A 23004-nucleotide genomic window follows, 5' to 3' on the forward strand; every position below is an offset into this window, starting at 1 on the left:
GCAAACAGCCGCCAAATCCCGGGTGGGAAGGCGGCTGTTTTTCTATAAGCCAAGATTTACAAGCTGATTTCTGTTCCAATGCCGTTTGCTTTCGCACGTTCATAAACCGTTTTGGCAACGGCTGTGTCCAAATAGGCAACACCCACGGATTTGTACAGCGTGATTTCTTCATCGTTTTCTCGGCCAGTTTTTTTCCCAATCAGAATGTCTCCCAGCTCAGCGTGCATTTGTTCAAAGCTCCATTCGCCGCGTTCTATCGGAATGAGCAGATCGCCTGCCTCGTGCCGGGCTCCCTCGAGTGTATCGACCACGACTTTGCTGCTTTGTACGGTAGTTGAGTCGACTTCCTGCATATGCGGAAGAAAAGCACCGATGGCATTGATATGCGTACCAGGACGCAAGCGTGATCCATCAAACAACGGGCTGGTAGCCTTGGTGCTGCAAATCACGATTTCGGCATTCGCCACCGCTTCATTGGCATCATCCATAACCGTGATTTCGCCTTGCCACTCCGGATAGAGGGAGAGGAGTGTTTGTTTCATTTCGTCCGCTTTCTCACGTGTGCGGTTATAGAGATAAATGTTTGTCAGCGGACGGACTTCCATGACGGCTTGAATTTGTCCGATGGATTGTGCCCCGCATCCCAATACAGCGCAGCTTTGCGCATTTTCTTTTGCCAAGTACTTGGTTGCAACGCCACTGCTTGCACCTGTGCGCATTATCGTCAACAGGCTCGCGTCCATCATCGCCACATGCTGTCCTGTTTTTGCTTCGGTCAACACGATTACACTTTGGAGTGCTTTGATATCGTGCTTGTGATTCTCCGGGAAAATGCTGATGATTTTTACCGCTACGTAATCGTCCGTTTCCAAATAGGACGGCATGTATAGACTGGTCGCTCCGTATTTCGGATGGTCAATAGCAGTACGAACAGGGGTGCTGACGTTTCCTAGCATATGCTCTCGGAAGACGTGTTCCACATCCTTCAAGCAATCTTTCATCGTATAGATTTGTTCAATGTTTTCACGGCTTAATAGTAGCATCTCATTCTTCCTTTCCATCAGGATTCGTCCAAATCCAAATCCTTTGTTTCCTTCGTAGCAGAAACCGCAATGAGAGAAATAATTCCGGAAATTACGATGTACAAAGCGATTGGCACCCAGGAGTTAAAGGAGCTTAACAAGGCAGTAGCGATCAGCGGAGCAGTACCACCCGCCAAAGCAGCACCGAGCTGGTAGCCAACCGTTACCCCAGTATAGCGTACATTCGTGCTGAAAATCTCCGAGAACATCGTACCCAATACAGCTGTGACCGGAGCCCAGAGAATCCCGAGTCCGATGACTGTAGCGACGGTAAGCCAAAGGGCTGATTTCAATGACAGCATATAAAAGTAAGGGAATGCAAACAGCATCATCGCTACAGTCCCCGCGATATACAAAGGCTTTCTGCCGACTTTATCTGACAGCATGCCCATGTACGGAATCGCGATGGTTGTCACTAATGTGGCGATCGTCACGGCATTGAGTACCGTTATTCGGTCGTAGCCCAAGTAATTCGTCGCGTAGGCAATAATAAACGTCGAGAAAATATAGAACGGCGCCGTCTCTACCACTTTGGCTCCGACGGCAATCAAAACAGCTTTCCAGTGATAGCGGAATGTATCTACGATGGGAACTTTCGCAATGTTCCCCGTCTTTTTTGCTTCTTGAAAAGCTGGCGTTTCATCAATGCCATTGCGAATCCAGAGTCCTAAAAAGACAAGTGCTGCACTCAACAGAAACGGAACTCGCCAGCCCCAAGACATGAATTGATCATCGGGAAGCGCACTCATCAAAGAAATGGCCAACGTACCAAGCAGCATGCCGATGGTTACACCCATTTGCGGGATACTTCCAAAAAAGCCGCGTCTGCCTTTGCCGGAATACTCTACGGCGAGAAGCAATGCCCCTCCCCATTCACCGCCGATGCCCAAGCCTTGAATCAAGCGCATCAGAACGAGAAGAATCGGAGCCCAGATGCCAATGGCATTGTAATCAGGCAGCAAACCGATCAAGACGGTAGCGCCACCCATCAGAGACAACGTCAAGACTAGCGTTTTTTTACGACCGATTTTGTCCCCGATATGACTGAAGATCACGCCACCCAATGGCCGGATGAAAAAGGGAAGACCAAATGACAGATAAGAGAGCAGTAAGCCAACAGTTGGATCAGAAGAAGGAAAAAATAGCTTGTTGAATACGAGCGATGCCATGGTTCCATACAGAAAAAAGTCAAACCACTCAATGGAGCTGCCAATAAGGCTCGCGACCAACGCTTTGTTTTGAACCTTTTTGGAAACGCCCGCTTGTGTTTGAAATGCCATCGGGTAATCCTCCTTTGTCGGTAGATATTGAAGTGTCACTTCAATTTACGAGTGAAGTAGCACTTCAATTTTAAAGAATAAAGCGATTACAAATCTGATAATAATAAAGATTATAAAATGCAATGCAATTTGCAGCAATAGTAAAAATGGATACTTATGCTAACTTTACAACTTTTTTCGAGAAAGAGTATGATAGACCTATCCTTTTTACGGCGAGGTATGCAAATGGAACCTACCATTGGTGTATTAATCAAATCGCTTCGTGTCGGCAAAAAGAAGACACTCAAACAAATTGCAGAAAAAACGCAGCTGTCGATCAGCTTTTTGTCCCAAGTAGAGCGTGGGAAGTCTTCTATTACGCTGGAGTCATTGAAAAAAATTTCGGAAGCCTTGGGAGTGAGCCCAGGCTATTTCTTTTCGGGTGAGTCGAGTGGAGGGAATGGGCAGGTACGCAGGGCGAGCAAAGAGCGATCTGGGCTTTTGCATGCGCCTTTTGTGTATGAGGACCTGTCCGGTGATTTGGAAAATCCGTCACTGGTACCGATTCTTGTCACGCTCTCACCGCATGGAGAAAAAGGCACGCCTTTTATACATAAGGGTCAAGAGTTTATTTACGTCCTCGAGGGTGTGCTGACTCTTTTGCTCGGGGAAGAGGAGCATGATTTGTTCCCTGGCGACAGTATTCACATGGATTCATCCGTACCGCACAACTGGGTGAACCGTACAGGTGAAGTCACCCGATTCCTTTGTGTCAATTCGCATGACAGCGACATGATTCCGACCGCTCCTTATTAATTAACCGAGAGCGTTTAGCGAAGTCATGTTTTCTACTATAATAGAGGAACGCGTACAAAAGAGCGGTAAAGAGGTGAAAATGTGCCCGTAGAGCCTAACTATTTTCAACAGTATCAGCATGCTGATATCGACGAATTAGCTGATGTCATTGGAGAACTTTTGCAAAATCCGATAACGGTTGAAGATGCCGATCATAAATTGATTGCTTACAGCTCACACGGAGAAAGCACAGATGAAGCTCGCTGGTCTACCATCATGGGGCGACGGGTACCGGAAAAAGTGCTGACGCGCCTTTGGAAGGACGGCGTATTCCAGGAGCTGTTAACGCAAGACGACCCCGTACACATCCCGGCCAAGGACGAAATTGGCTTGGGTAAGCGTGTGGCGATTGCTATTCGCAGAGGGAGCGACGTGCTCGGTTACATTTGGGCACAAGAGGTGAATCGACCGATTACCCGGGAAGATGATGAAATTCTTCGTCAGGCAGCACGCGTAGCCGTCTCGCGTCTCATCCAGCGGCAGGGAAAACGCAAGGCGGAGGAGCAGCGACGCAAGGAATTTCTGTGGGAGCTGTTGCTGGGGAATCACAGCAGTGAGGCTGTCATTCGCCAAAAAGCAGACACCTTGCAGATGCAGCTTCCGACCTCTTATTTAATTTGTATTATTGAAGCGGCAGGAGCGCGTCTGGACCAGTACTTGTATCCGTTATTAATGCGTGACAAACTGCTCTGGGTTGTCGACGGCTCGCAAATCATCTTATTGATCGGTCTGTCCGAAGCGAAAAAAGACAAGAGTGACGTGCTCATTCGCAAGGTGGAACAGTTCCTCGCAGACTCGCTCGGCAAGCTCGAAGCACATGTCACGGAAGGACGCCAGGTGATTGCCGGGTATGGGAGAGATTACAAGTCTTATACAGATATTGTGAAAAGCTACAGGGAAGCGCTGCATGCGCTCAAGGTCAAAAAGCTGTTTCCGCAGGAAAATGAGGGGATTCACGGGTACCATGAGCTGGGGATTTATCGCTATCTACTACAACTGAAGCAGTGGGAAGAGGAGCAGGGCTATCAGAATGAACGGCTGGAAAAGCTCAGACAGTACGATCGCGACAACCAGACCACGCTCTTGACGACATTGGAGACTTTTTTGGATGCCGCTGGCAAAGTTAACAAGACAGCAGAGCGCCTGCATATCCACATTAATACGTTGAGCTACCGACTGAGACGAATTGAGGAGATCATGCGTGTCGATCTCGACAATATGAACCAGCGGGCTGCCTTATATTTAGAGTTGAAAATAGCCAAATTAGATGGGGAACAGTAGTTTGTTTGTGAATTTTCACAAATGAAAAGACGCTAAAATTAAAGGAATCTCCAAGGAGTATGCCGGAAGATACGCTGTACAATAATAGTAACCGCAAAGAAAACGGCGTTTCCAAGGAGGACATACTTATCATGATCGTTGGAATTCCAAAAGAAATTAAAAATAATGAGAACCGCGTAGCCATTACTCCAGCAGGTGTAGCTGCTTTGGTACAAAACGGACATTCGGTTCGTGTAGAAGCAAGTGCAGGGCAAGGCAGCGGTTTTACGAATGAAGATTACAAGGCAGTAGGCGCTGAGATCGTAGAAACAGCAGCAGAGGCATGGGCGTCTGACATGGTGATGAAAGTAAAAGAACCACTCCCTGCTGAATATGGATTTTTCCGCGAGGGTCTGATTCTGTTCACGTATTTGCATCTTGCACCAGAGCCTGAATTGACTCGTGAATTGATCGATAAAAAAGTGATTGCAATCGCTTACGAAACCATCCAGCTCGACAATGGCGCTCTGCCACTGTTGATGCCAATGTCTGAAGTAGCAGGCCGTATGTCTGTTCAAATCGGCGCGCAATTCTTGGAAAAGCAATACGGTGGAAAAGGCGTTCTGCTCGGTGGCGTACCAGGCGTACCAAAAGGCGAGGTAGTCGTAATCGGCGGCGGGATCGTAGGGACAAACGCGGCGAAAATGGCGCTTGGACTGGGTGCAAATGTAACGATTATTGATGTAAACGCAGACCGTCTGCGCCAACTGGATGACCTGTTCCAAGGCCGTGTTCAGACGTTGATGTCCAATTCTTTCAACATCGCAAACGCTGTGAAAAAAGCAGATTTGCTGGTAGGCGCTGTACTCATTCCGGGTGCTCGTGCTCCACGTCTGGTAACAGAAGATATGGTAAAAGACATGTCACCTGGTTCTGTAATCGTAGACGTTGCGATTGACCAAGGTGGATCGATTGAAACCGTAGATCGCATCACGACTCATGACAAGCCAACCTATGAGAAGCACGGTGTGATTCACTACGCGGTAGCCAACATGCCTGGTGCAGTCGCTCGTACATCTACATTGGCCCTGACCAACGTAACCGTTCCTTATGCGGTACAATTGGCGAACAAAGGCTACGCACAAGCAATTCGCGACAATAAAGCATTGGCAAAAGGCGTAAACGTCATCGACGGCAAAGTAGCTTACAAAGCTGTAGCTGATGCGCATAACCTGCCGTATGCTTCTATCGAAGAAGTTTTGCTGGTAAAAAACTAGCCTTACGGTAAATAGAAAGAAGAAACTGCTTGTCCGTTCTTACGGCAAGCAGTTTTTTTCATTCATTCGGCCCAAGCGGGTCAGGGTATTTGGCCGAACCCATCTTCATTTTTCCAGAATCACTTAAATACATATTCACCTGGATTTGGGTCAGGGAATCAGGTGTGAGCTTATTGCGCTTGCGTATTTCGTATTTTCGCCAAGCTTGGTAGTCTTTTTTAAACAAACGTTCCTCCAAGCTATACAGATCAACCCCTGCTTTGACTCCTTTTAGAAACGTCCCGCGAATTTGCTCGGCTACCTGTTCTTCGGAGTTTTTCCGTACGAAAGTAGGCGTAACAGCACTCATCATTTCACGAACGAACCCCTTTAGTCGGACATTGACCTGATAACGAGGAAGCTCTCCAGTGGTAATCGGAGTGATGTCCAATTCAACATGCTCGATGCGCATGGTTGCTTTGGGAGTGTTGTTTTGTCGCACAACGAGGCCAGCAAATTCCGTGTCACTATTCATCCACCGAATCCCCATTAAATCACGATTGGGGAAGTAACCCAGCCAATTTCCACGATGTATGGCGTGGATGCCATCGATGGAGAGACGAGAAATAAAACGGTTATTTTCTTTCCAGGATCGCTCGTACAGCGTGATGTTTGGCAATAACACGGTGTTTGATGGCTCCCAAAAGCTCGAGATAAACCGAAAAAATTGGATCGGCTCGATAAACGAACGCTGCTCGTAAACATCCTTTGGCTGATGCAAGAGAGAGTCCAATGGAGAAAATCCGACCAAAGAATGGGAGCTTAACACTTTGTCAATCGGCTCCCGCGTTCCGAATACCCACTTGGTGTAACGAATCAGACCGTATCTGTTCATAATATCGTGGGAGGTGATGACGCCCTTTTGCAAGAGCCGCTCATGAAATACGATGGAGGATACAAAGCCTAGAAATACAGGTACCTGTGCGTTTTTTTGCAGGTTATCAAAGGCAGACTGAAGCGTTTTCCCTTTTCCGATCGAAATGGTCGCTGGTGGCGATTGAAGGGTGGTTGATGACTCCTGCTTCGCGACGGTAGACAGATCGGTGGATTGGGCGTACATAACATACTCATTGTTGACGTAATCAATGCCCATGGCAGATAAATAGCGAAGGTCCTGAATGGCTTTCTGATCCCAGCAGCCGCTAAGAAGAGTCGTTGCCAACAGCAGCATAGCAGAAGCAATCCGCATGCATTTCATTTGTTATCGCCACCCTTAGCAGCTCTCGTCCGAAAAAAACTGGTCATGGACTTGAACAAGACAATGAACAGTGTAAACAAGGAGTTGGATGAACCCATCAAAATATACGATCTGCCAAAGGAGGTCAAGGTGGACAAGTAGTATACGATGGCAATCATCCCGAGGATAAAGCCGTACATGCCGATGGTTGCGGAAAGGAAGAAAACAGCGAAACGAGCCACGGTTACCGCACCGCTTAATGACTGATTGACCAGTGTGAAGGAGGCAACGACTGTAAGGGAGCCGATAAACAACATCGAAGGCGAAGTCAGGCCTGCACGAATGGAAGCATCCCCGATAATCAGTGCACCGACCAGTGCCAGTGTTTGCCCGACGTTTTTGGGCAGACGGGCGCCTGCCTCACGTAGAAACTCAAAAATGAACAAGATGAGAAATAGCTCCATCGGCGCGGAAAAGGGCAACCCTTTTCTTCCCTGCGTAACGGTAGCGAGCAATTGAAAAGGATATTGCTCTATATTATAGGCGGATAGTGCAATCCAGAAGCCAGGCAGAAAGATTGCGATCCAAAATCCACCTAGGCGCAGCATGCGTTCCAGCCATACATAGGTAACAGGGTACTGATCGTCTTCGGGAGATTTGATTAGTTCGAGTAAGGTTACAGGTGCCACGAGTGCCAAGGGCGAGCCGTCTACCAATACGACGACCTTACCTTGCAGCAGCATGTAAATGACATAGTCAGGGCGTCCAGTATAATCAACCAATGGAAACAGGGAGTGAGTGTTGTCGCTCAGTATCTTTTCCAGAATGGCGCTGTTCACAATTTTTTTTGAGGTGCATTTGTGTATTCTCTCACGCATCATCTCTACCAGATCTTCAGATACCCCATCTGTGATATACATCATACCGATTCTTGTGCGCGAGCGCGTTCCGAGAATAAAAGGCTCATAGGCCAGAGTAATCGTTCGCATGCGCTTGCGAATGAGAGCAACGTTCGTGGAGAGATCCTCGACGAAGCCGTCCCGAGGACCTTTGATCGAAATCTCTGTATTAGATTCTTCAGGAGTGCGCTCTGGACGATTGGAGATGTCCCAGGCAAACGGAGGAGAGTCACCAATAAAAATCAGCAAATCTCCTGCAAACAGTCTCTCAACCCACAACTCTGGGTTCGTGAAGAGCGGGAAAAGAGGCAGAGAACGCAAATCACCAATAGCCAGGAATCGCTCCAATTGCGGCAATGCCGTATCTTGTAATTGACGAACGTCTGCCAGTCCTTCGCAATAAAGCATCAATACAGGCTGGTCCTCGGATGTGACCGTGCGCATAAAAACGACGTCCGCACAATGCGCGAATTTTTCCCGCAGTTCCTCTTCAAGGGTCATGGCCTATTCCCTCCTGTTTGGATGGCTTGCGCAGAGTAACCAGCATGAGTGCGAGAGTAATCACAACGATAATGGCTAAGTAAAGCGGATAGTATACGTGCGTCAGAAAGGATACAAACTGCATGTCACTGTAGGGGAGGCTGGTAAAGGCGATCATGCTTCCACCTAGAAATATCATCATGAAGTTGCGCTGTTTTCGGTTACGGATCGTGAGTAAATCTCCCAAGAGCAACAAGCAAATGGTGATGCGTATAAAAGCCCCAGCGAGCCATTGGAAAATGGAGAAAAACTCCATGTTCTCGATGTCTTTTCCAATTGTGAGCAGCCGCCATTGCTCAAATGCCGGAAAGCGTTGGCGTGCAGACTCCACTGGTCCAAATTCCGCAATAGCTCCTGTCAACGGACTGAGTGTCAGCACAAGCGTGATGCCGAGCATGACCAAAAAGTGTACGAGGCGCAATGGCTTACGCACGTGAGGTTGGAGCAATAGTAGCAGGAACATCTCTGAAATGCCGCCACCTACATAGAGCATCCCGTGAAAAAGAGGACGATACCCATGCTGGAAAAGTGGCATCAAAAGACTATAATCCTTTTTAGGAATATTGCCAAAAGCGACGAAAAATCCGAGCATAACCACGATGGGCAGCAAGATTCCTGCTGTGATTCCTACAGAGGTTATTCCACCAATTGCAGCGAGTATACATAGTCCCATTAAGGCTAAGGCGGTCACCCACTCTGGTGTTCGAGGCAAGTAGTTAACGGTCGTCCATGTCTGGGTATCGATCAGATTGGTTAGGGCCATCATGTACAGGCAGACCATGATGGGGATGAGTAACAGATGGCTGACGATTTTTCCAGAGCGTTGGGCGAGCCATTCATGCAAAGAACGTTGCTTCATATTTCGATTAACCACAAACAGCAAGTACGCCCAGAAGGAAAAAGGGATACCAGCAAGCAACACGCTCAACCAAGCATCTCTTCCGGCTTTACTCAATAAGAGGGGGATGACGGTTACGTGGTTCGTAATGCCGATCGTCAGCATCATCACCATAATGGCTTGACCAATCCCGATTTTTCCGTCCACTTTCATGAAGACTTATCCCCCTGTACGTGGTGGTGCTGTTAGGATTTGCCTGCTTGCTTGGAAATATGTATCAACGTATAAAGGTTACATCCGCCCGAAAAAGTATGGTATTCTACTATGAGGTAAAAAGGTAGAAACGGAGTAAGGAGTGCAGCCGATGTATCAGCTCATAAGAAAATACCTGTTCCAGCATGATGCGGAAGAGATTCATGAAAAGACAATTGGTGCCTTAAGGCTGGTGGAGGATTCTGCTCCAGGCAAAAGCATCCTGAAGATGATCTATCAGGTAAAAGACCAGCGGTTGGAGAATAAGCTGTGGGGAATGACGTTTCCGAATCCAGTCGGACTTGCAGCCGGTTTTGATAAAAATGCGGAAGTCTATCATGCGTTGGGTGCTCTTGGTTTTGGGTTTGTGGAAATCGGGACGTTGACACCGCAGGGGCAGCCAGGCAATCCGAAGCCGCGTTTGTTCCGATTGCCGGAACATCAAGCTGTCATTAACCGGATGGGCTTCAACAATCACGGTGCGTATTTGGCTTCCCAGCATTTGGTCGATTACGCATACTCAGATGTTCCAATTGGGATTAACATTGGGAAAAACAAAGTAACGCCGAATGAAGAGGCGGCCATCGACTATAGCAAATGTATGGACATGCTCTATGCATACGGTCACTATTTCGTCATTAACATCAGCTCTCCGAATACCCCGAATCTGCGTGACTTGCAGGAGACAGAGAGCTTGCGTCATTTGGTGCGTGCAGTAAGGGAAAAGGCAACCGAAATGGAAGCACGTTCCATCAAGAAAAAGCCGATTTTGCTGAAAGTAGCACCAGACATGTCGGATGAGCACATGCGCGATGTTGTTCACGCTGCTGTTGAAGAAGGCATTGCCGGAATTATCGCTACCAATACGACACTGTCACGCGAGGCGGTTTCCGGACATCGTTTTGCCGAGGAAGCGGGCGGCTTGAGCGGAAGACCTCTTACGGAGCGTTCCACTGCTTGGGTGAAGGAGATTTATCAAGAAGTAGGAGACAAGGTACCCATCATCGGTGTCGGGGGCATTTATAACGGCGAAGACGCCTACGCGAAAATCCGAGCAGGAGCCAGTCTCGTTCAGGTGTATACGGGGATGATTTATCAAGGCCCAGGTATCGCCAAGCAAATTAACAAAAAGCTACTCAAGCTCATGCAGCGCGATGGTTTTAAACATATTAGTGAAGTAATTGGCGTAGACGCAAAAGAATAGATAGAACAAGTACGCATAGGTCGATGGCTCCGTTTGTAGAGGGTCATCGGCTTATGCGTTTTTGCTTATATTCTTCCGATTTATGTAGTGATCCGTTATAATGATGTGGGACAAACATGAATTGTCTGTCAACTTCATATGATCGGCGTTAGGTGCCTTTATGTGACGCATAAAGGGTAACAGGGAATCGGGTGAAAGTCCCGAGCGGTCCCGCCACTGTAACCAGGGAGCTCTCTTTGAGAAGGAAACCACTCATTTTTGTATGGGGAAGGACAAAGAGCGTATGGATCTGGAAGCCAGGAGACCTACCTAGTAGCCACACCCACAAAACCTTCGCGGAAAGGAGCGGTGAATACGAGGCAATGAGGCTGTATGTCAGTCTGTTGTTTTGTGTGCACATCTCGTCCATTGATGGATGGGATTTTTTTGTTTGTAGGAAAAGAACGAAAGTCAGTGAAGGAGGAAGGAACATGAATCGATCTCGTCTCGTATCTACTTGTTTGATGATCGCGGGCTTTGTCCTGTATTTCCTGCTCAATGAACCAGAGACAGGACATGCGATGCACATCATGGAAGGGTATTTGCCATTATCCTGGGCCTTATTTTGGTGGGCTGTCTTCTTGCCATTTTTTATTCTTGGGATTCGCTCGATTAACAAGATTGTAAAAGAACATCCCGAAATGAAGCTCCTTATTGGTGTTGCAGGAGCGTTTGCCTTTGTTTTATCTGCACTGAAAATCCCTTCAGTTACAGGCAGCAGCTCTCACCCGACTGGAACGGGCCTTGGCGCCATTATGTTTGGGCCTTTTGCGATGTCTGTGTTAGGGAGCATGGTGCTCTTGTTTCAAGCCTTGCTTTTGGCACATGGAGGTTTGACTACGCTAGGGGCAAATGCTGTATCCATGGCAGTAGTAGGACCACTGGTGGCATACGGAATCTATAGAGTGATCATGAAAGTGCGCGGAAGCCAGCGTCTGGCTGTTTTTGCGGCGGCTGCCTTGGCTGACCTCGCTACCTATGTGGTGACTTCGATTCAACTGGCACTCGCATTTCCAGCTGAATCTGGTGGAGTGTTGGCCTCGTTTGCCAAATTCGCAGGAATTTTTGCATTCACGCAAGTTCCGCTCGCAATCAGTGAAGGTCTGTTGACCGTTCTTGTTTGGAACTGGTTGTTATCTTACAACGCAAAAGAGCTTACACAGCTTCGTTTGCTCAAACGGGAGGAATCGCTGTGAAAAAAGGATGGAACTGGCTATTACTCTTGGGGGTAATCGTACTGGCGATTGTCCCACTGTTGCTGGTGCAGGATTCGGAATTTGGCGGCGCAGACGGCGTGGCGGAGGAAGCGATCAAGGAAATTGCTCCGAACTACGAACCGTGGTTCCAGCCGCTGATAGAACCGCCAGGGGGAGAGACGGAGAGCCTATTGTTTGCGGTGCAGGCGGCGTTGGGAGCGGGAGTGGTTGGCTACGCCGTGGGCTTGTACAAAGGTCGGTTGGATAAGCGGAAAAAATGAACGGGCTGCAGCTTGATTCTCTCTCTTATCAAAACAGGCTGAAACGTCTGCCGCCAGCTCATAAGCTCTTGCTGGCGAGTGCATTGTTACTGCTCGTCTTGGTGGGACATGTATGGATGCAGATGGCCGTCGTTGTTTGGATGACGGTATGGGTAGTGGTGTATGCCCGTATACCTGTCCGTATCTATTGTGCCTTTATGATCGTGTCGCTCTCGTTTTTCGCGGCGGGGCTCCCTGCCCTATTGGTAGAAGGGGCGAAAGCAGGCGAAGTACAGGTCCAGGTCGCGGCAGCATGGGAGTTGGGTTCGTATGTGCTCTATGTGCCGACGTCATCATTCAGTAAAGTTTGGATCTTATTTTGGCGTACCATGGCGAGCTTATCTTGCTTTGCCTTCATTTTGTTTACCGTGCCGTTTGCCGAAATCTTGCAGGTGTTTCGCCGACTTCGTATGCCTGTCCTTGTGACTGATTTATTAATGATCATGTATCGGTTTATTTTTGTGTTAGTAACAATTTCTCACCAGCTCTGGATTGCCCAACGTTCGCGTGGAGGTCATCGCGGCTTCCGAGCGACGCTTCGGGATGCAGGGGTTCTCGTTGCGCAATTGTTTGTCAGAGCGATGCGCAAATACGAAGCCTTGCATAAAGGAATGGCGGCTAGAGGCTTCGGGGAGAGCATGCAGGTGCTCGCGTTTCATACCCATGCTCGTTCGCGACGCTATGAGTGGGAGTCAATCGCAGGCTGTATGCTGCTGGTGCTGCTTGAGTGGTGGACAGGAGGTTGGTAGTTATGACATCACGGTTGTTGGAGTTCATCGATTTGCAGTACACGTATCCAGGAGGGCGGGGACCCGTCCTGTCTGGGCTGTCCTTATGGATTCCAGAGGGGAAAAAATGTGTCCTTTTGGGACGAAACGGCTGTGGGAAGTCTACCTTGTTCTTGCATGGGAACGGGATCATCGAGCCACAGAAGGGACAGGTGCTGTGGAAGGGGAAACCGCTTGTCTACAAACGAGCCGCACGACAAGAGATGACGCAAAAGGTAGGCTTGGTCTTTCAAGATCCCGAGCATCAGCTGATCGCAAGTACGGTCGCAGAAGATATATCCTACGGTTTATGCAATCAGAAGCTGCCTACGGAAGTCATACGGGCAAAGGTAGAAAAAGTGCTGGATGCATTCGGGTTGAGAGAGCTGGCAGAAGCTCCGATTCATCATTTGAGCCTGGGACAAAAACGGCGTCTGGCACTCGCGGGGGTCATGGTCATGGAGCCAGAGCTTTTGCTGTTGGACGAGCCTACTGCGTATCTGGATCGCTATCAGACTAAAAATTTGCTGCGGGAGCTCGATGCGATTCACCGGCAAGGAACGACTGTTTTGATGGCGACACATGATATGGATATCGCGTTTGAATGGGCAGAGTGGATTTGCATCATGGATGAAGGCAGGCTTGTTTTCGCGGGAGATCCGCAGGAGGCATTGGAAAATAGAACCATGCTGGAGAGTCTTCATCTGGGTATGCCGTTGCTCGTTGATGTGTGGGAGGCACTGCCTGAGCAGTGGAAGCGTGAACTTGGCGGAAATATTCCACGCTCGGTCGACGAGCTGCGAAAAATGCTCAGTGTTCAGCGGGTGTGGTGAATGGAGTGGCGTCTTTCGGGCAAGCTAACCCCAAAAAGCCATGGAGGTACGCTGGTATGGAACAAGACTCTGTCATGAGTACATCGGTACCGAATCACCAGGAAAAAGGAATTTCACGTAAGGTGAAGGATGAACTGATGTATCAAGTATTGGAGAAAGAGATGACTACCGTCGAGCAGGAAAAGAAGATAAAAGATGATTATTTAAAGGGAAAGGCGTAAGTTCGCGCCAAGAAGCCCTTCTCGCCACATCAAGGCGTGAAGGGCTTTTTTCATGGAATGATCCCCGTACCCACCCTCGACCCTGCCGGAATTTTCAACATGAACCCTGTTGAAGGGGGACGTGTTTGCCTTTTGCAGACAGACTACCGACTTCCATGCCTCTTACGTATGGTAAAATTTGATTCTCGCTGAAAAAGTAAGAAGATTGTGCGGATTTTGTAGGGATATGTCCATTCATCACGAATAACGTAAAGAAGGCACTTACTTACAATGGGGGAAGTGATGAGGTTGTGATTTCAACTTTGAATAAGACGCTATGCGTTCAGCAACTCGTAGAAAAATTAAGAGACAAGCAGCTTCTTCATGTACCAATCGCTGATCTTCAAGAATCCAATAAAGCATTGTTTGAATACGTCAATCAGCTCAATGACTCGATTGCGATCATTCCGACCACGATTAATTCTGTCATTACCGGCGTCATCCGCTTCCAGGAAGGGTACTTTATTACCTTGGGCATGCTCATTTGGAAAGACGCTAACAAAAAAGGGGCGTTCAAAGAAGGGACATTTCTTTTTTACAAGCATGACGCTCATGATTCGATTGAGGATTGCGTCCACATTACCAATTCCATCGAAAATCACAATCTGATGGAAAGCTTGTTCTTTGCATGCTGCGAGAGCAAGGATGGCGATTCCGTGCTTTCCTATTCGCATATCGAGCATGCGATTACATACGGAGAGCTGTATCGTGACATGAAGACCAAAATCAAAAAAGGGTTTGCGTAATCGCTGCAAAACGAGGGGCGGAAAAACTTTACATGACATGTTACGAGTGATATACTGCTATAAATTTTAAAAATTTCCAATTGAAGAGGAGTTTACCTATATCATGATGATGAAGAAGTAACGTCTTGCCATCCACCAGTTGGCCCGACCCCCTCCATGTAAATGGTTTTGTCTACCCACAAATAAAAACCACTTACAACAAAATGGAGGAATATCACGATGAGTAAACCTGAAATGAATGTTGCCTTAGTAATTGGTCCGGATACGGATCTGGACAGCCAAGCAATCCGGAATACACTTGAGTATTTTGGAGCGCGAGTCTTTACGTACTGGATTGGTCGACCGAGCGATTTGATTGATGTATTGAATGGTAGCGACCTCTACCCAAATACCGACATGATTGTTCTGAATTTCCATGGAGATGAGGGAAGCCTCATCATGCCAGAGCTGGGCGAGGACGTATACGAGGAAGGAGAACCAAAGGGTGATTTTGGTCCTGACGACGTTAGACGTTTTGCCAAGCTAGATGGAAAAATCGTGTTAAGTAACGGATGCTCGCTTGGTGATCCTGAATTAGCGAAGGCCTTTCTGGACAGTGGTTGCCATACGTATATCGGGCCAGATGATTACCCGGACGGAAATTCTGCGCTGATGTTCGCCCTGCGCTTTTTCTACGAGGTAATTCAAAACAAGAAAAGCGTGGAAGAAGCTTTTCGAATCGCAAAAGCAACGGATGAAGAAACCGAGATGTATCAGCTTTATGTAAAAGAGTAATGTCAACGCAAAGGGAGCCTTTTTTGAGGCTCTTTTTGCATTCTTATGCCCGAAAAGATTCGTCTTTGTCGAGAAATGTCAGGTTGTTATTCTTGTTGAGAGGAATATTTTGAATTATGGTAGGGGAGATTCATTTTAGTTAAGGGGGTCCTTTTTCTTTGAAGAAAATGTCTTTTTTTATAGTGGCTTTCGCTATCATGTTGGCTGGATGTAGCTCCGGGCCATCAACGGATACGGCAGCAAATTCACCCGCAACGCCAACTGCTACGGCTCCAGCACCTGAGGCAACCGCGCCAGCAACACCAGCTTCACCTATACCAGAAGCGACTGCTCCTGCGGCGACAGAGAAAGCAACGATCACGAAGAGTGAATTTGAACAGATTGAAAATGGGATGAGCTTTGAGGAAGTAAAAAAAATAGTGGGCGGGGAAGGTGAACTGCTCGCTGAGGTTGGTAAAGCAGGAGAGGAAGGACACACGATCGTCTACATGTATGAGGGAGAAGGGACGATTGGAGCAAATGCGAATTTTTCTTTCCGAGGTGGGATTCTGCAAGTAAAATCGCAAATCGGACTGCAATAGGGTGAAAAAGGGCGTAGGCAAATGCTTGCGTCCTTTTTCTATTAGGTGAGTGTACAGGCAAATCATGAGAAATGTGCATACAGTAGGGTGTCTAAGGAAAGGGGGAGGCAGAATGGGTTTCTTTAATGGCTTTGATGACTTTGCTCTGATCCTAGTTCTGTTTGTTTTGCTTGTCATTGTCGGATGTGATTGTGATTAGGAAATGGGTTTAAGCAAAAGAGTAATGCAAAGGGACATATGATCCCTTTGCATTATTCATTTATGAAACGAGGTGAGAATGAAAAGTGGCTAGACAAATGAATGGCTTTAGCCCTGAATTTGCGGATTGGCTGAAATCAAATAAGGTCTCGATCAGAAAGCTACAGAAAAATCCTGAATCCCTTGGGCAGTATTATCAAGAGTGGTCAAAAACGAGCCGTCGGACGAGAAAAGAGTCTCGACCACCACGGCTTTCTAATCTAAATCTTGATATAGGCACAATCCTCAATGGTGTAAAAGTAGCAAACGAGGTATTCAAAACTTTCCAAGGAACGAATGGGATTGGAAGTATGTTTAGAAGGTTTATGTAGTGGAAACACGAACCGTGCCAGGATTTATTCCACTAATCCCAACTCTTCATAAACCTTGCTTGATATAACGCCGTTTGGCTTTAATTTTCGATCCCGTTGAAATTTCTTTAGAGCTGTAGTTGTCGAGGATCGAAACTTGCCATCGCATACCCCGTGATAATAACCAGCGCTCTTTAATCGAGATTGGATGAGCTGTACATCTCCACCAACGTCGCCTTCCGCTAAATTTCTAGGATCATGGCTTGGGTCCCCCAATATATGCCCATAAATCGTGACTTTTGTTCCGAGTGGAGTCATCTTGAATAATTCGATTACGTCTTTGTTTCTCATACGAATACAACCGTGGCTCAAATGCTGGCCGATTGAATGAGGCTTGTTTGTGCCGTGGATGCCATATATTCCCCATGGGACGTTTAACCCCAGCCATCTCGGACCAAAAGAGGGTCCCCAATCTTTTCCTTTTGCTATGATTTTATATTCTCCAACAGGTGTAGGTGTAGAGGGATTGCCAACTGCAACCACATAGGTTTTCAATACTTTCCCATGCTTTCGGATGATCAGCTGATGTTTTCTCGGATAGACCTCAATTGAATATATACCTTGATCGCTTATGATTGGTAACGAGTGATCGGCGTAAGCCATTTTCTGACCGATAGCGGCTGACATGCTTATGGTCAGAAGAAGAATGGCAGACCCTTGTATGAGAGAGCGAGTTATCTTTTGAATCAACATAATCAATGCGCATCCCATCATCTGTTTTTCGCAATACGCTTTTAATTTGTGATGGGGAGTGGCCTTTTATTCGAATGCATAAGAAAGCCCTCCTCATCAGAGAAGGGCTTTTTCCTGTAACTTATAGGTCGTAATACAGCTCATACTCTTTCGGATTCACAGTCCGTTCCACTTGCTCAATCTCACCGCGTTTTTGTGCAATCCAACCTTCAATTACTTCTTTTGTAAAGACATCCCCTTCGAGCAAGAAGTCATGGTCTTGTTCAAGTGCGACAAGTGCTTCTGCGAGAGAGCCGGGAGCGCTCTTGATTTCGTGTTTTTCTGCATCGGACAAGTCGTAGATGTTTTTATCCAATGGTCCAAAGCCCAGTTCACGCGGGTCGAGCTTGCGCTTGATACCATCGAGGCCAGCCATCAGCATGGCAGCAAAAGCCAAGTACGGGTTAGCCGTAGAGTCCGGGGTGCGGAACTCAATACGGGACGCTTTTGGCGTAACGGCAGCAATCGGAATCCGAACGGCAGCAGAGCGATTTCCTTTGGAGAAGACCAAATTCACGGGTGCTTCGTAGCCGGGAACCAGACGCTTGAACGAGTTGGTGCTTGGGTTCGTCAAAGCGATCAGTGCGGGGGCGTGGTGCAAAATGCCACCAATGTAGTGCAGCGCAGTCTCACTTAGGTTTGCGTAACCGCCTTGCTCATAGAACAACGGGGTATCGCCGTTAAACAAGCTTTGATGAACGTGCATCCCTGATCCGTTGTCTCCAACGATTGGTTTTGGCATGAAGGTAGCAGTTTTGCCGTGTTTGGCTGCTACGTTGCGCACGATATATTTGAACAGCAATAAATTGTCTGCTGTACGAGTCAGTGTATCAAAGCGGAAATTAATCTCACCTTGACCGGCTGTTGCCACCTCGTGGTGATGGCGCTCTACATACATGCCGCATTTCGTCATCAACGTGCACATTTCATTGCGGATATCCATTTGGGAGTCGGTTGGTTGAACAGGGAAGTATCCGCCCTTGTTGCGTACTTTGTAGCCGAGGTTTTGTCCTTCTTTACCTGTGTTCCAGAAAGCTTCTTCAGAATCGATGTGGAAGAAGGAGCCGGATGGACCAGAGGCATAGCGTACGTTGTCAAAGAGGAAGAACTCGGATTCTGGACCAAAGTAAGCAGCGGTAGCGAGGCCGGATTGTTGCAGATAGGCTTCGGCCTTGAGGGCAATGCCGCGAGGATCGCGTGTGTAGACGGTGTTGTCTGGATTGACGATGTTGCAGATGATATTCATGGTTTTGGCTTCTACGAATGGATCGATGAAGGCGGTTGCCGGATCGGGCATCGCTACCATGTCGCTTTCTTCAATGGACTTGTAGCCGATTAGACTGGAGCCGTCAAATGCGACGCCATTACGGAAAGTTCCTTCATCTACCGCGTAGGCAGGAACGGTGACATGGTGTTGGCGGCCGAGCAGGTCAACGATGCGAAAATCTACATATTCCACTTTTTCTGTGTCAATTGTGGACAAGACTGTTTTCATATCCAACATGATTCACTCCATTCACGAATTAAAGTTATGAATTCATTATCAACGTTCGGTTTTTACTTGATTTCTATATTCAGAATTATATCGACAATTATTATTGTTCGTCAAGAGGTTTTCTTACGTTGAATGTCAGAATTTCTAACATTATATTGTGGGGTTTAGAAAATGGTTACTTTTTAATAAAATGTAGACAAACCATGACTTATAAACGCGGAGGCGATTTTAGATGAAGGTTCTCGTACTGGGAGCGGGGGGCATTGGCGGTTATTTTGGTGGCAGGCTGGTTGAGTCGGGGGTAGATGTAACGTTTCTTGTGCGCGAACGTAGATACAAACAGTTGCAGGAGCGAGGCTTGCGCATTCAGAGCATTCATGGGGATTTGCTTTTGGAACAGCCACAACTGATTCAAGCAGGTGAGGAAGCAGGACCTTTTGATGTTGTGCTATTGTCCAACAAAGCTTACACGTTGGAAGATAGCATCGATGCCATCGCTCCGTACATAGGCGAGGACACGGTCGTCATTCCGCTATTGAATGGAATTGCGCACATGGAACTGTTGTGGGATCGTTTTGGCCGGGAGCGTGTGCTCGGGGGTCTTTGTTTCATTGAGACGACGCTGAATGCTGACGGAGATGTCGTGCAGACAAGTCCAATTCATGATACGGTTTTCGGGGAGTGGGAGGGCGGCAAAAGCGAGCGTGTCGAGCGGATCGAGCAAGCCTTTTCCAAGATCAACGGGACGATGCGTGCCAGCGCAAATATTCAACGGGAAGCCTGGCACAAATACTTGTTTATTGCGACGTTTTCCGGTATTACCACCCTGATGAATTCCGCTGTCGGTCCAATCCGGGAATCGGCTTGGGGCGTAGAGTTGACTCGTCAACTCGCTGAGGAAATCGTTTCTGTCATGAACGCCTTGGAGGCACCGATCAAGCCAGATATCGTCGACAAGCAGATGGAGACTTTCCAGAATCAGCGTCCTCAAACGAAATCTTCGATGCTGCGTGATATGGAAAAAGGTCTTCCGGTGGAAGCGGATCATCTTCAAGGCTATCTCTTGGAGCGAGCGGAACAAAAAGGCTTGTCCACGCCGCTCTTAAAAGTTGTCTACAATAATCTGAAGGTTTACGAACAGAAGCGTGCAGGAGACAAATAAGGTATAATACGGGGTGAATGTCTTTCGCTCACGCATTATAAAAAGTAGGAGGGGTAAAGATGGAAGTCATCAAGATTTCCCCCCGTGGATATTGTTACGGTGTAGTGGATGCCATGGTCTTGGCACTGCGAACAGCGCAAAACTTTGACTTGCCCCGCCCGATTCACATTTTGGGCATGATCGTACACAATGCTCACGTCGTCGAGGCGTTTGAAAAACAAGGGATAAAAACATTGGATGGAGAGGATCGACTGGCTCTTTTGGATCAGGTCCATGAAGGAACGGTAATCTTCACTGCCCATGGCGTGTCTCCTGAGGTACGCAAGAAAGCGCGCGATAAAGGCTTGACCGTCGTAGACGCGACTTGCCCGGATGTAACGAAGACACATGATTTGATCCGTGAAAAAGTAGCAGAAGGCTACCATGTGCTCTACATCGGCAAAAAAGGACATCCAGAGCCAGAGGGTGCGATGGGAATCGCGCCGGATCACGTACATCTAGTTCAAAAGCTGGAAGAGCTGGACGCGCTCGATCTGCCGACAGACAAGCTGATCGTAACGAACCAGACGACCATGAGCCAATGGGATGTCAAACATCTGATGGACGCCATTCTTCAGCGTTTTCCAGGTGTGGAAGTGCATAATGAAATTTGTCTCGCAACACAGGTTCGTCAGGAAGCTGTAGCGGAGCAAGTTGGAGAGGCAGATTTGTGCCTCGTCGTAGGCGATCCGCGTAGCAACAACTCCAATCGTTTAGCACAGGTCTCAGAAGAAATCGCGAATGTTCCCTCGTATCGTATCGCTGATTTGTCTGAACTGGACATTGAATGGCTGCGTGGAAAGAGAAATGTGGCGGTTACTTCTGGTGCTTCGACGCCGACTCCATTGACGAAGGAAGTCATCTCCTTCCTGGAGCAGTTCGATGAATTCAATCCGGCTACATGGGAGAAAAAACGCACCGTCAACATGGCGAAAATATTGCCAACGGTAAAATAAATAATAGAGGCATGTTCTGCGTTATGTTTTCTTACACGGTTAATGAACCTCAAAATAGGAGAGTTATATGCCAGAATCACTTTCCGGTATAGGGCTGGGGGGCGCAAAAGGCAGATACGTAAGTCTTTGCGCCCTTTATCTTTTTATTTACTACGGGTTTGGCGCTTTTGCTCCGCTCATTACGCAATACTACGAATCCATCCATCTAACTGGGACCCAAATCGGTCTCATCAGTGCAGTCGCGCCGATTGTATCCATTGTGGCACAGCCGATGTGGGGTATGATCTGTGATCGCTATCAAATTCGCAAAACTGTGCTGATTCTGACATTGATCATCACCGGCTTGGTGGGACTTCTCTTTACGGGTGTTTCCACCTTTGTTTACGTATTTTTGCTCTACATACTGCTGTCGTTTTTTCAAAGTGCCGTTGTTCCTATCTCAGATAGCTTGGCTCTAGGTTATGCAAAGGGACATGGCATGCAGTTCGGCGACATTCGCTTGTGGGGAGCTATCGGCTTTGCACTAGCGGCATTCATCACAGGTATTCTCGTCGAGCAGTGGGGGCCACATGCTCTTTTTTACTCGTTTTGCTTGGCGTTTCTGATTGCCATTCTGTTTCTTCGGAAGGTTCCGGAAGAAGTGACAGAGGCTTCGCGGTTTCGCGTCAGTATGCTTGCAGGGATCAGAGATTTGGCGCGAATTCCGCGATTTGCGTTGTTTTTGATCTCATCGTTCTGCATGATGGGCTCTGTAAACGCCAATAATATTTGGTTTTCCCTGTTTTATCAGGATATCGGAGGGACCATTGCCGGAATCGGTCTTGCCTTCTTGTTGTTTGCAGGCAGTGAGGCTCCTTTTATGAAACTGGCGGGTTATATTGTCCGCAGGTGGGGGCTGGAGTTGACACTCTTGCTATCTGCGATTTTTTGCGCGATGCGCTGGTTCTGGTATAGCTCAGCTCCGAGTACCACTGCCGTGATTGCCATGTTCTTTGTGCAAGGGATTTCAGTAGGTTTTTATTTGGCGACAGCAGCCCAATTTGTGCGCGAAAATACGCCCGCATCCCTTCAGGTGACGGCGTTAGCCATCTTCTTTTCGGTGGGAGGCGGGCTTGGTGCGATGTTTTGCAATTTGGTAGCAGGGTGGATCAAAGATTCGTTTTCGGTGCTAGCCATTTATTTGTTTTTTGGAATGATCACCGCGATCGGGATTATTCCTCTACTCATGATAAAATTCGGACGGTGGAAGCAAATCTCACCAGACGAAGAAGTGCAGGCTAGTCAATGACGAGCATGCCTTGGAAGCCTGTTTCCGGATAGCCAGGTGCGTCTGATACGAAATGATACCGACCGCGTTTGACGGCTGAAAACTGTAAAAGAGTCGATTGGGTCGGCTTTAGCTCTGTGGATGTAAGGTTCAGATCACGAATGGATAGATTGTGAGGGCGCGTATCGGTGTTGACGATCATCAACGAGACTCGCTCTCCTTCGTGTGCAGTCAATTGATTAGGCAAAAAGCCAGCGCTAGAAATCGTAACGGTATGTGTCCGTGTCGCGACAGCGTACGAAGCGGGCAGGCGATGGTAATGATGCGTCCAAAGTAGCGTTAATGTCACAGCCAGAGCGATGATTGGATAACGAAGCAGCCGATACCAGTGACGAGACATTGTGCTTTCAACTCCTTTGAGGACCATAGCATGGGGAAGTTACTATTATCCTGTCCCCGGAGTGAAGGGGATAAACACTTTTTCCCTATTCGATTGATGTACTTTCCCTGTCATGCAAAATAAAAAAGACTGTTGATGATTGATTCA

25 protein-coding genes and 1 riboswitch are annotated in these 23004 nt (G+C 47.7%); of the genes, 17 read left to right on the forward strand and 8 right to left on the reverse strand.

Annotation, left to right across the window (positions count from 1 at the left end; translation table 11 throughout):
- Positions 1-56: 56 nt before the first annotated feature.
- Both HPY28_RS25440 and HPY28_RS25445 read right to left on the reverse strand, forming a co-directional pair.
- Positions 57-1043, reverse strand: a complete 987-nt coding sequence (locus HPY28_RS25440) for an ornithine cyclodeaminase family protein (RefSeq protein ID WP_174231679.1) — start codon at positions 1041-1043, stop codon at positions 57-59.
- Positions 1044-1060: 17 nt separating this feature from the next.
- On the reverse strand, positions 1061-2362 hold the full coding sequence (locus tag HPY28_RS25445) for an MFS transporter (protein WP_174231680.1): 1302 nt from the start codon (positions 2360-2362) through the stop codon (positions 1061-1063).
- 225 nt (positions 2363-2587) lie between these two features.
- Here HPY28_RS25445 and HPY28_RS25450 point away from each other — a divergent pair, with 225 nt between their 5' ends.
- From HPY28_RS25450 to ald, 3 genes are all read left to right on the forward strand, one after another.
- Positions 2588-3157 (forward strand): helix-turn-helix domain-containing protein, encoded by a 570-nt coding sequence (locus tag HPY28_RS25450; protein WP_017251518.1) that lies wholly within the window; start codon positions 2588-2590, stop codon positions 3155-3157.
- An 81-nt stretch (positions 3158-3238) separates the two neighbouring features.
- Positions 3239-4477, forward strand: a complete 1239-nt coding sequence (locus HPY28_RS25455) for a PucR family transcriptional regulator (protein WP_173622878.1) — start codon at positions 3239-3241, stop codon at positions 4475-4477.
- 131 nt (positions 4478-4608) lie between these two features.
- Positions 4609-5733, forward strand: a complete 1125-nt coding sequence (gene ald / locus HPY28_RS25460) for an alanine dehydrogenase (RefSeq protein WP_026043323.1) — start codon at positions 4609-4611, stop codon at positions 5731-5733.
- Positions 5734-5791: 58 nt separating this feature from the next.
- Here the strand turns inward: ald and HPY28_RS25465 are convergent, their stop codons facing one another.
- The 3 genes from HPY28_RS25465 to HPY28_RS25475 are packed head-to-tail and all read right to left on the reverse strand — an operon-like array spanning position 5792 to position 9439.
- Positions 5792-6970 (reverse strand): Ger(x)C family spore germination protein, encoded by a 1179-nt coding sequence (locus HPY28_RS25465; protein ID WP_017251515.1) that lies wholly within the window; start codon positions 6968-6970, stop codon positions 5792-5794.
- A complete protein-coding gene (locus HPY28_RS25470) occupies positions 6967-8349 on the reverse strand; it encodes a spore germination protein (RefSeq protein ID WP_017251514.1) in 1383 nt (460 codons plus the stop codon). The genes HPY28_RS25465 and HPY28_RS25470 overlap by 4 nt, the downstream gene beginning before the upstream one ends.
- The gene (locus HPY28_RS25475; RefSeq protein WP_017251513.1) at positions 8339-9439 is read right to left on the reverse strand and encodes a GerAB/ArcD/ProY family transporter; all 1101 of its coding nucleotides are present in this window, start codon (positions 9437-9439) and stop codon (positions 8339-8341) included. The genes HPY28_RS25470 and HPY28_RS25475 overlap by 11 nt, the downstream gene beginning before the upstream one ends.
- 151 nt (positions 9440-9590) lie before the next feature.
- On the opposite strand from HPY28_RS25475, the gene HPY28_RS25480 reads away from it, so the two are divergent.
- The 11 genes from HPY28_RS25480 to HPY28_RS25530 all read left to right on the forward strand — a co-directional run bounded on the left by HPY28_RS25480 (position 9591) and on the right by HPY28_RS25530 (position 16767).
- The gene (locus HPY28_RS25480; RefSeq protein WP_069848916.1) at positions 9591-10682 is read left to right on the forward strand and encodes a quinone-dependent dihydroorotate dehydrogenase; all 1092 of its coding nucleotides are present in this window, start codon (positions 9591-9593) and stop codon (positions 10680-10682) included.
- 133 nt (positions 10683-10815) lie between these two features.
- A riboswitch (cobalamin riboswitch) is annotated at positions 10816-11009 on the forward strand.
- Positions 11010-11152: 143 nt separating this feature from the next.
- Entirely contained in the window at positions 11153-11917 is a 765-nt protein-coding gene (locus tag HPY28_RS25485; RefSeq protein ID WP_017251510.1) for an energy-coupling factor ABC transporter permease, read from the forward strand.
- Positions 11914-12198 (forward strand): energy-coupling factor ABC transporter substrate-binding protein, encoded by a 285-nt coding sequence (locus tag HPY28_RS25490; protein ID WP_007718520.1) that lies wholly within the window; start codon positions 11914-11916, stop codon positions 12196-12198. The genes HPY28_RS25485 and HPY28_RS25490 overlap by 4 nt, the downstream gene beginning before the upstream one ends.
- Entirely contained in the window at positions 12195-12986 is a 792-nt protein-coding gene (gene cbiQ / locus HPY28_RS25495) for a cobalt ECF transporter T component CbiQ (protein ID WP_017251509.1), read from the forward strand. Before HPY28_RS25490 ends, cbiQ begins: the two co-directional genes overlap by 4 nt.
- A 2-nt stretch (positions 12987-12988) precedes the next feature.
- On the forward strand, positions 12989-13837 hold the full coding sequence (locus HPY28_RS25500; RefSeq protein WP_174231681.1) for an energy-coupling factor ABC transporter ATP-binding protein: 849 nt from the start codon (positions 12989-12991) through the stop codon (positions 13835-13837).
- Between the two features lie 56 nt (positions 13838-13893).
- Entirely contained in the window at positions 13894-14058 is a 165-nt protein-coding gene (locus HPY28_RS25505; RefSeq protein ID WP_167403227.1) for a hypothetical protein, read from the forward strand.
- 290 nt (positions 14059-14348) lie between these two features.
- Complete coding sequence (locus tag HPY28_RS25510) at positions 14349-14843, forward strand: hypothetical protein (protein WP_173622882.1); 495 nt, start codon at positions 14349-14351, stop codon at positions 14841-14843.
- A 219-nt stretch (positions 14844-15062) separates the two neighbouring features.
- Positions 15063-15617, forward strand: a complete 555-nt coding sequence (locus HPY28_RS25515) for a hypothetical protein (RefSeq protein ID WP_017251506.1) — start codon at positions 15063-15065, stop codon at positions 15615-15617.
- 167 nt (positions 15618-15784) lie between these two features.
- Positions 15785-16198, forward strand: a complete 414-nt coding sequence (locus HPY28_RS25520) for a hypothetical protein (RefSeq protein ID WP_254613203.1) — start codon at positions 15785-15787, stop codon at positions 16196-16198.
- Between the two features lie 112 nt (positions 16199-16310).
- Entirely contained in the window at positions 16311-16397 is an 87-nt protein-coding gene (gene yjcZ / locus HPY28_RS25525; protein WP_017251504.1) for a sporulation protein YjcZ, read from the forward strand.
- 85 nt (positions 16398-16482) lie between these two features.
- On the forward strand, positions 16483-16767 hold the full coding sequence (locus HPY28_RS25530; RefSeq protein ID WP_017251503.1) for a hypothetical protein: 285 nt from the start codon (positions 16483-16485) through the stop codon (positions 16765-16767).
- A gap of 24 nt (positions 16768-16791) precedes the next feature.
- Here the strand turns inward: HPY28_RS25530 and HPY28_RS25535 are convergent, their stop codons facing one another.
- Positions 16792-17499 (reverse strand): L,D-transpeptidase family protein, encoded by a 708-nt coding sequence (locus tag HPY28_RS25535; RefSeq protein ID WP_174231683.1) that lies wholly within the window; start codon positions 17497-17499, stop codon positions 16792-16794.
- Between the two features lie 121 nt (positions 17500-17620).
- On the reverse strand, positions 17621-19039 hold the full coding sequence (gene glnA, locus HPY28_RS25540; protein ID WP_173623065.1) for a type I glutamate--ammonia ligase: 1419 nt from the start codon (positions 19037-19039) through the stop codon (positions 17621-17623).
- 226 nt (positions 19040-19265) lie between these two features.
- On the opposite strand from glnA, the gene HPY28_RS25545 reads away from it, so the two are divergent.
- The 3 genes from HPY28_RS25545 to HPY28_RS25555 all read left to right on the forward strand — a co-directional run bounded on the left by HPY28_RS25545 (position 19266) and on the right by HPY28_RS25555 (position 22478).
- Complete coding sequence (locus HPY28_RS25545; RefSeq protein WP_069848898.1) at positions 19266-20195, forward strand: ketopantoate reductase family protein; 930 nt, start codon at positions 19266-19268, stop codon at positions 20193-20195.
- 59 nt (positions 20196-20254) lie between these two features.
- Positions 20255-21190, forward strand: a complete 936-nt coding sequence (locus HPY28_RS25550) for a 4-hydroxy-3-methylbut-2-enyl diphosphate reductase (protein ID WP_017251499.1) — start codon at positions 20255-20257, stop codon at positions 21188-21190.
- A 67-nt stretch (positions 21191-21257) separates the two neighbouring features.
- On the forward strand, positions 21258-22478 hold the full coding sequence (locus HPY28_RS25555; RefSeq protein WP_017251498.1) for an MFS transporter: 1221 nt from the start codon (positions 21258-21260) through the stop codon (positions 22476-22478).
- Here the strand turns inward: HPY28_RS25555 and HPY28_RS25560 are convergent.
- Positions 22468-22857, reverse strand: a complete 390-nt coding sequence (locus tag HPY28_RS25560; protein WP_026043321.1) for a cupredoxin domain-containing protein — start codon at positions 22855-22857, stop codon at positions 22468-22470. The genes HPY28_RS25555 and HPY28_RS25560 overlap by 11 nt on opposite strands.
- Between the last annotated feature and the right edge of the window lie 147 nt (positions 22858-23004).

It is taken from the genome of Brevibacillus sp. HB1.2 (assembly GCF_013332495.1).
GTDB classification, from domain to species: Bacteria; Bacillota; Bacilli; order Brevibacillales; family Brevibacillaceae; genus Brevibacillus; species Brevibacillus porteri.

Coding starts and splice junctions, on each gene's coding strand:
- HPY28_RS25505 (WP_167403227.1), top strand. CDS start 13,894: ATGGAACAAGACTCTGTCATGAGTACATCGGTACCGAATCACCAGGAA.
- HPY28_RS25545 (WP_069848898.1), top strand. CDS start 19,266: ATGAAGGTTCTCGTACTGGGAGCGGGGGGCATTGGCGGTTATTTTGGT.
- HPY28_RS25515 (WP_017251506.1), top strand. CDS start 15,063: ATGAGTAAACCTGAAATGAATGTTGCCTTAGTAATTGGTCCGGATACG.
- HPY28_RS25485 (WP_017251510.1), top strand. CDS start 11,153: ATGAATCGATCTCGTCTCGTATCTACTTGTTTGATGATCGCGGGCTTT.
- HPY28_RS25555 (WP_017251498.1), top strand. CDS start 21,258: ATGCCAGAATCACTTTCCGGTATAGGGCTGGGGGGCGCAAAAGGCAGA.
- HPY28_RS25550 (WP_017251499.1), top strand. CDS start 20,255: ATGGAAGTCATCAAGATTTCCCCCCGTGGATATTGTTACGGTGTAGTG.
- HPY28_RS25560 (WP_026043321.1), bottom strand. CDS start 22,857: ATGTCTCGTCACTGGTATCGGCTGCTTCGTTATCCAATCATCGCTCTG.
- HPY28_RS25440 (WP_174231679.1), bottom strand. CDS start 1,043: ATGCTACTATTAAGCCGTGAAAACATTGAACAAATCTATACGATGAAA.
- HPY28_RS25470 (WP_017251514.1), bottom strand. CDS start 8,349: ATGACCCTTGAAGAGGAACTGCGGGAAAAATTCGCGCATTGTGCGGAC.
- HPY28_RS25450 (WP_017251518.1), top strand. CDS start 2,588: ATGGAACCTACCATTGGTGTATTAATCAAATCGCTTCGTGTCGGCAAA.
- HPY28_RS25520 (WP_254613203.1), top strand. CDS start 15,785: ATGTCTTTTTTTATAGTGGCTTTCGCTATCATGTTGGCTGGATGTAGC.
- HPY28_RS25445 (WP_174231680.1), bottom strand. CDS start 2,362: ATGGCATTTCAAACACAAGCGGGCGTTTCCAAAAAGGTTCAAAACAAA.
- cbiQ (WP_017251509.1), top strand. CDS start 12,195: ATGAACGGGCTGCAGCTTGATTCTCTCTCTTATCAAAACAGGCTGAAA.
- HPY28_RS25480 (WP_069848916.1), top strand. CDS start 9,591: ATGTATCAGCTCATAAGAAAATACCTGTTCCAGCATGATGCGGAAGAG.
- HPY28_RS25535 (WP_174231683.1), bottom strand. CDS start 17,499: ATGTTGATTCAAAAGATAACTCGCTCTCTCATACAAGGGTCTGCCATT.
- yjcZ (WP_017251504.1), top strand. CDS start 16,311: ATGGGTTTCTTTAATGGCTTTGATGACTTTGCTCTGATCCTAGTTCTG.
- HPY28_RS25500 (WP_174231681.1), top strand. CDS start 12,989: ATGACATCACGGTTGTTGGAGTTCATCGATTTGCAGTACACGTATCCA.
- ald (WP_026043323.1), top strand. CDS start 4,609: ATGATCGTTGGAATTCCAAAAGAAATTAAAAATAATGAGAACCGCGTA.
- HPY28_RS25465 (WP_017251515.1), bottom strand. CDS start 6,970: ATGAAATGCATGCGGATTGCTTCTGCTATGCTGCTGTTGGCAACGACT.
- HPY28_RS25475 (WP_017251513.1), bottom strand. CDS start 9,439: ATGAAAGTGGACGGAAAAATCGGGATTGGTCAAGCCATTATGGTGATG.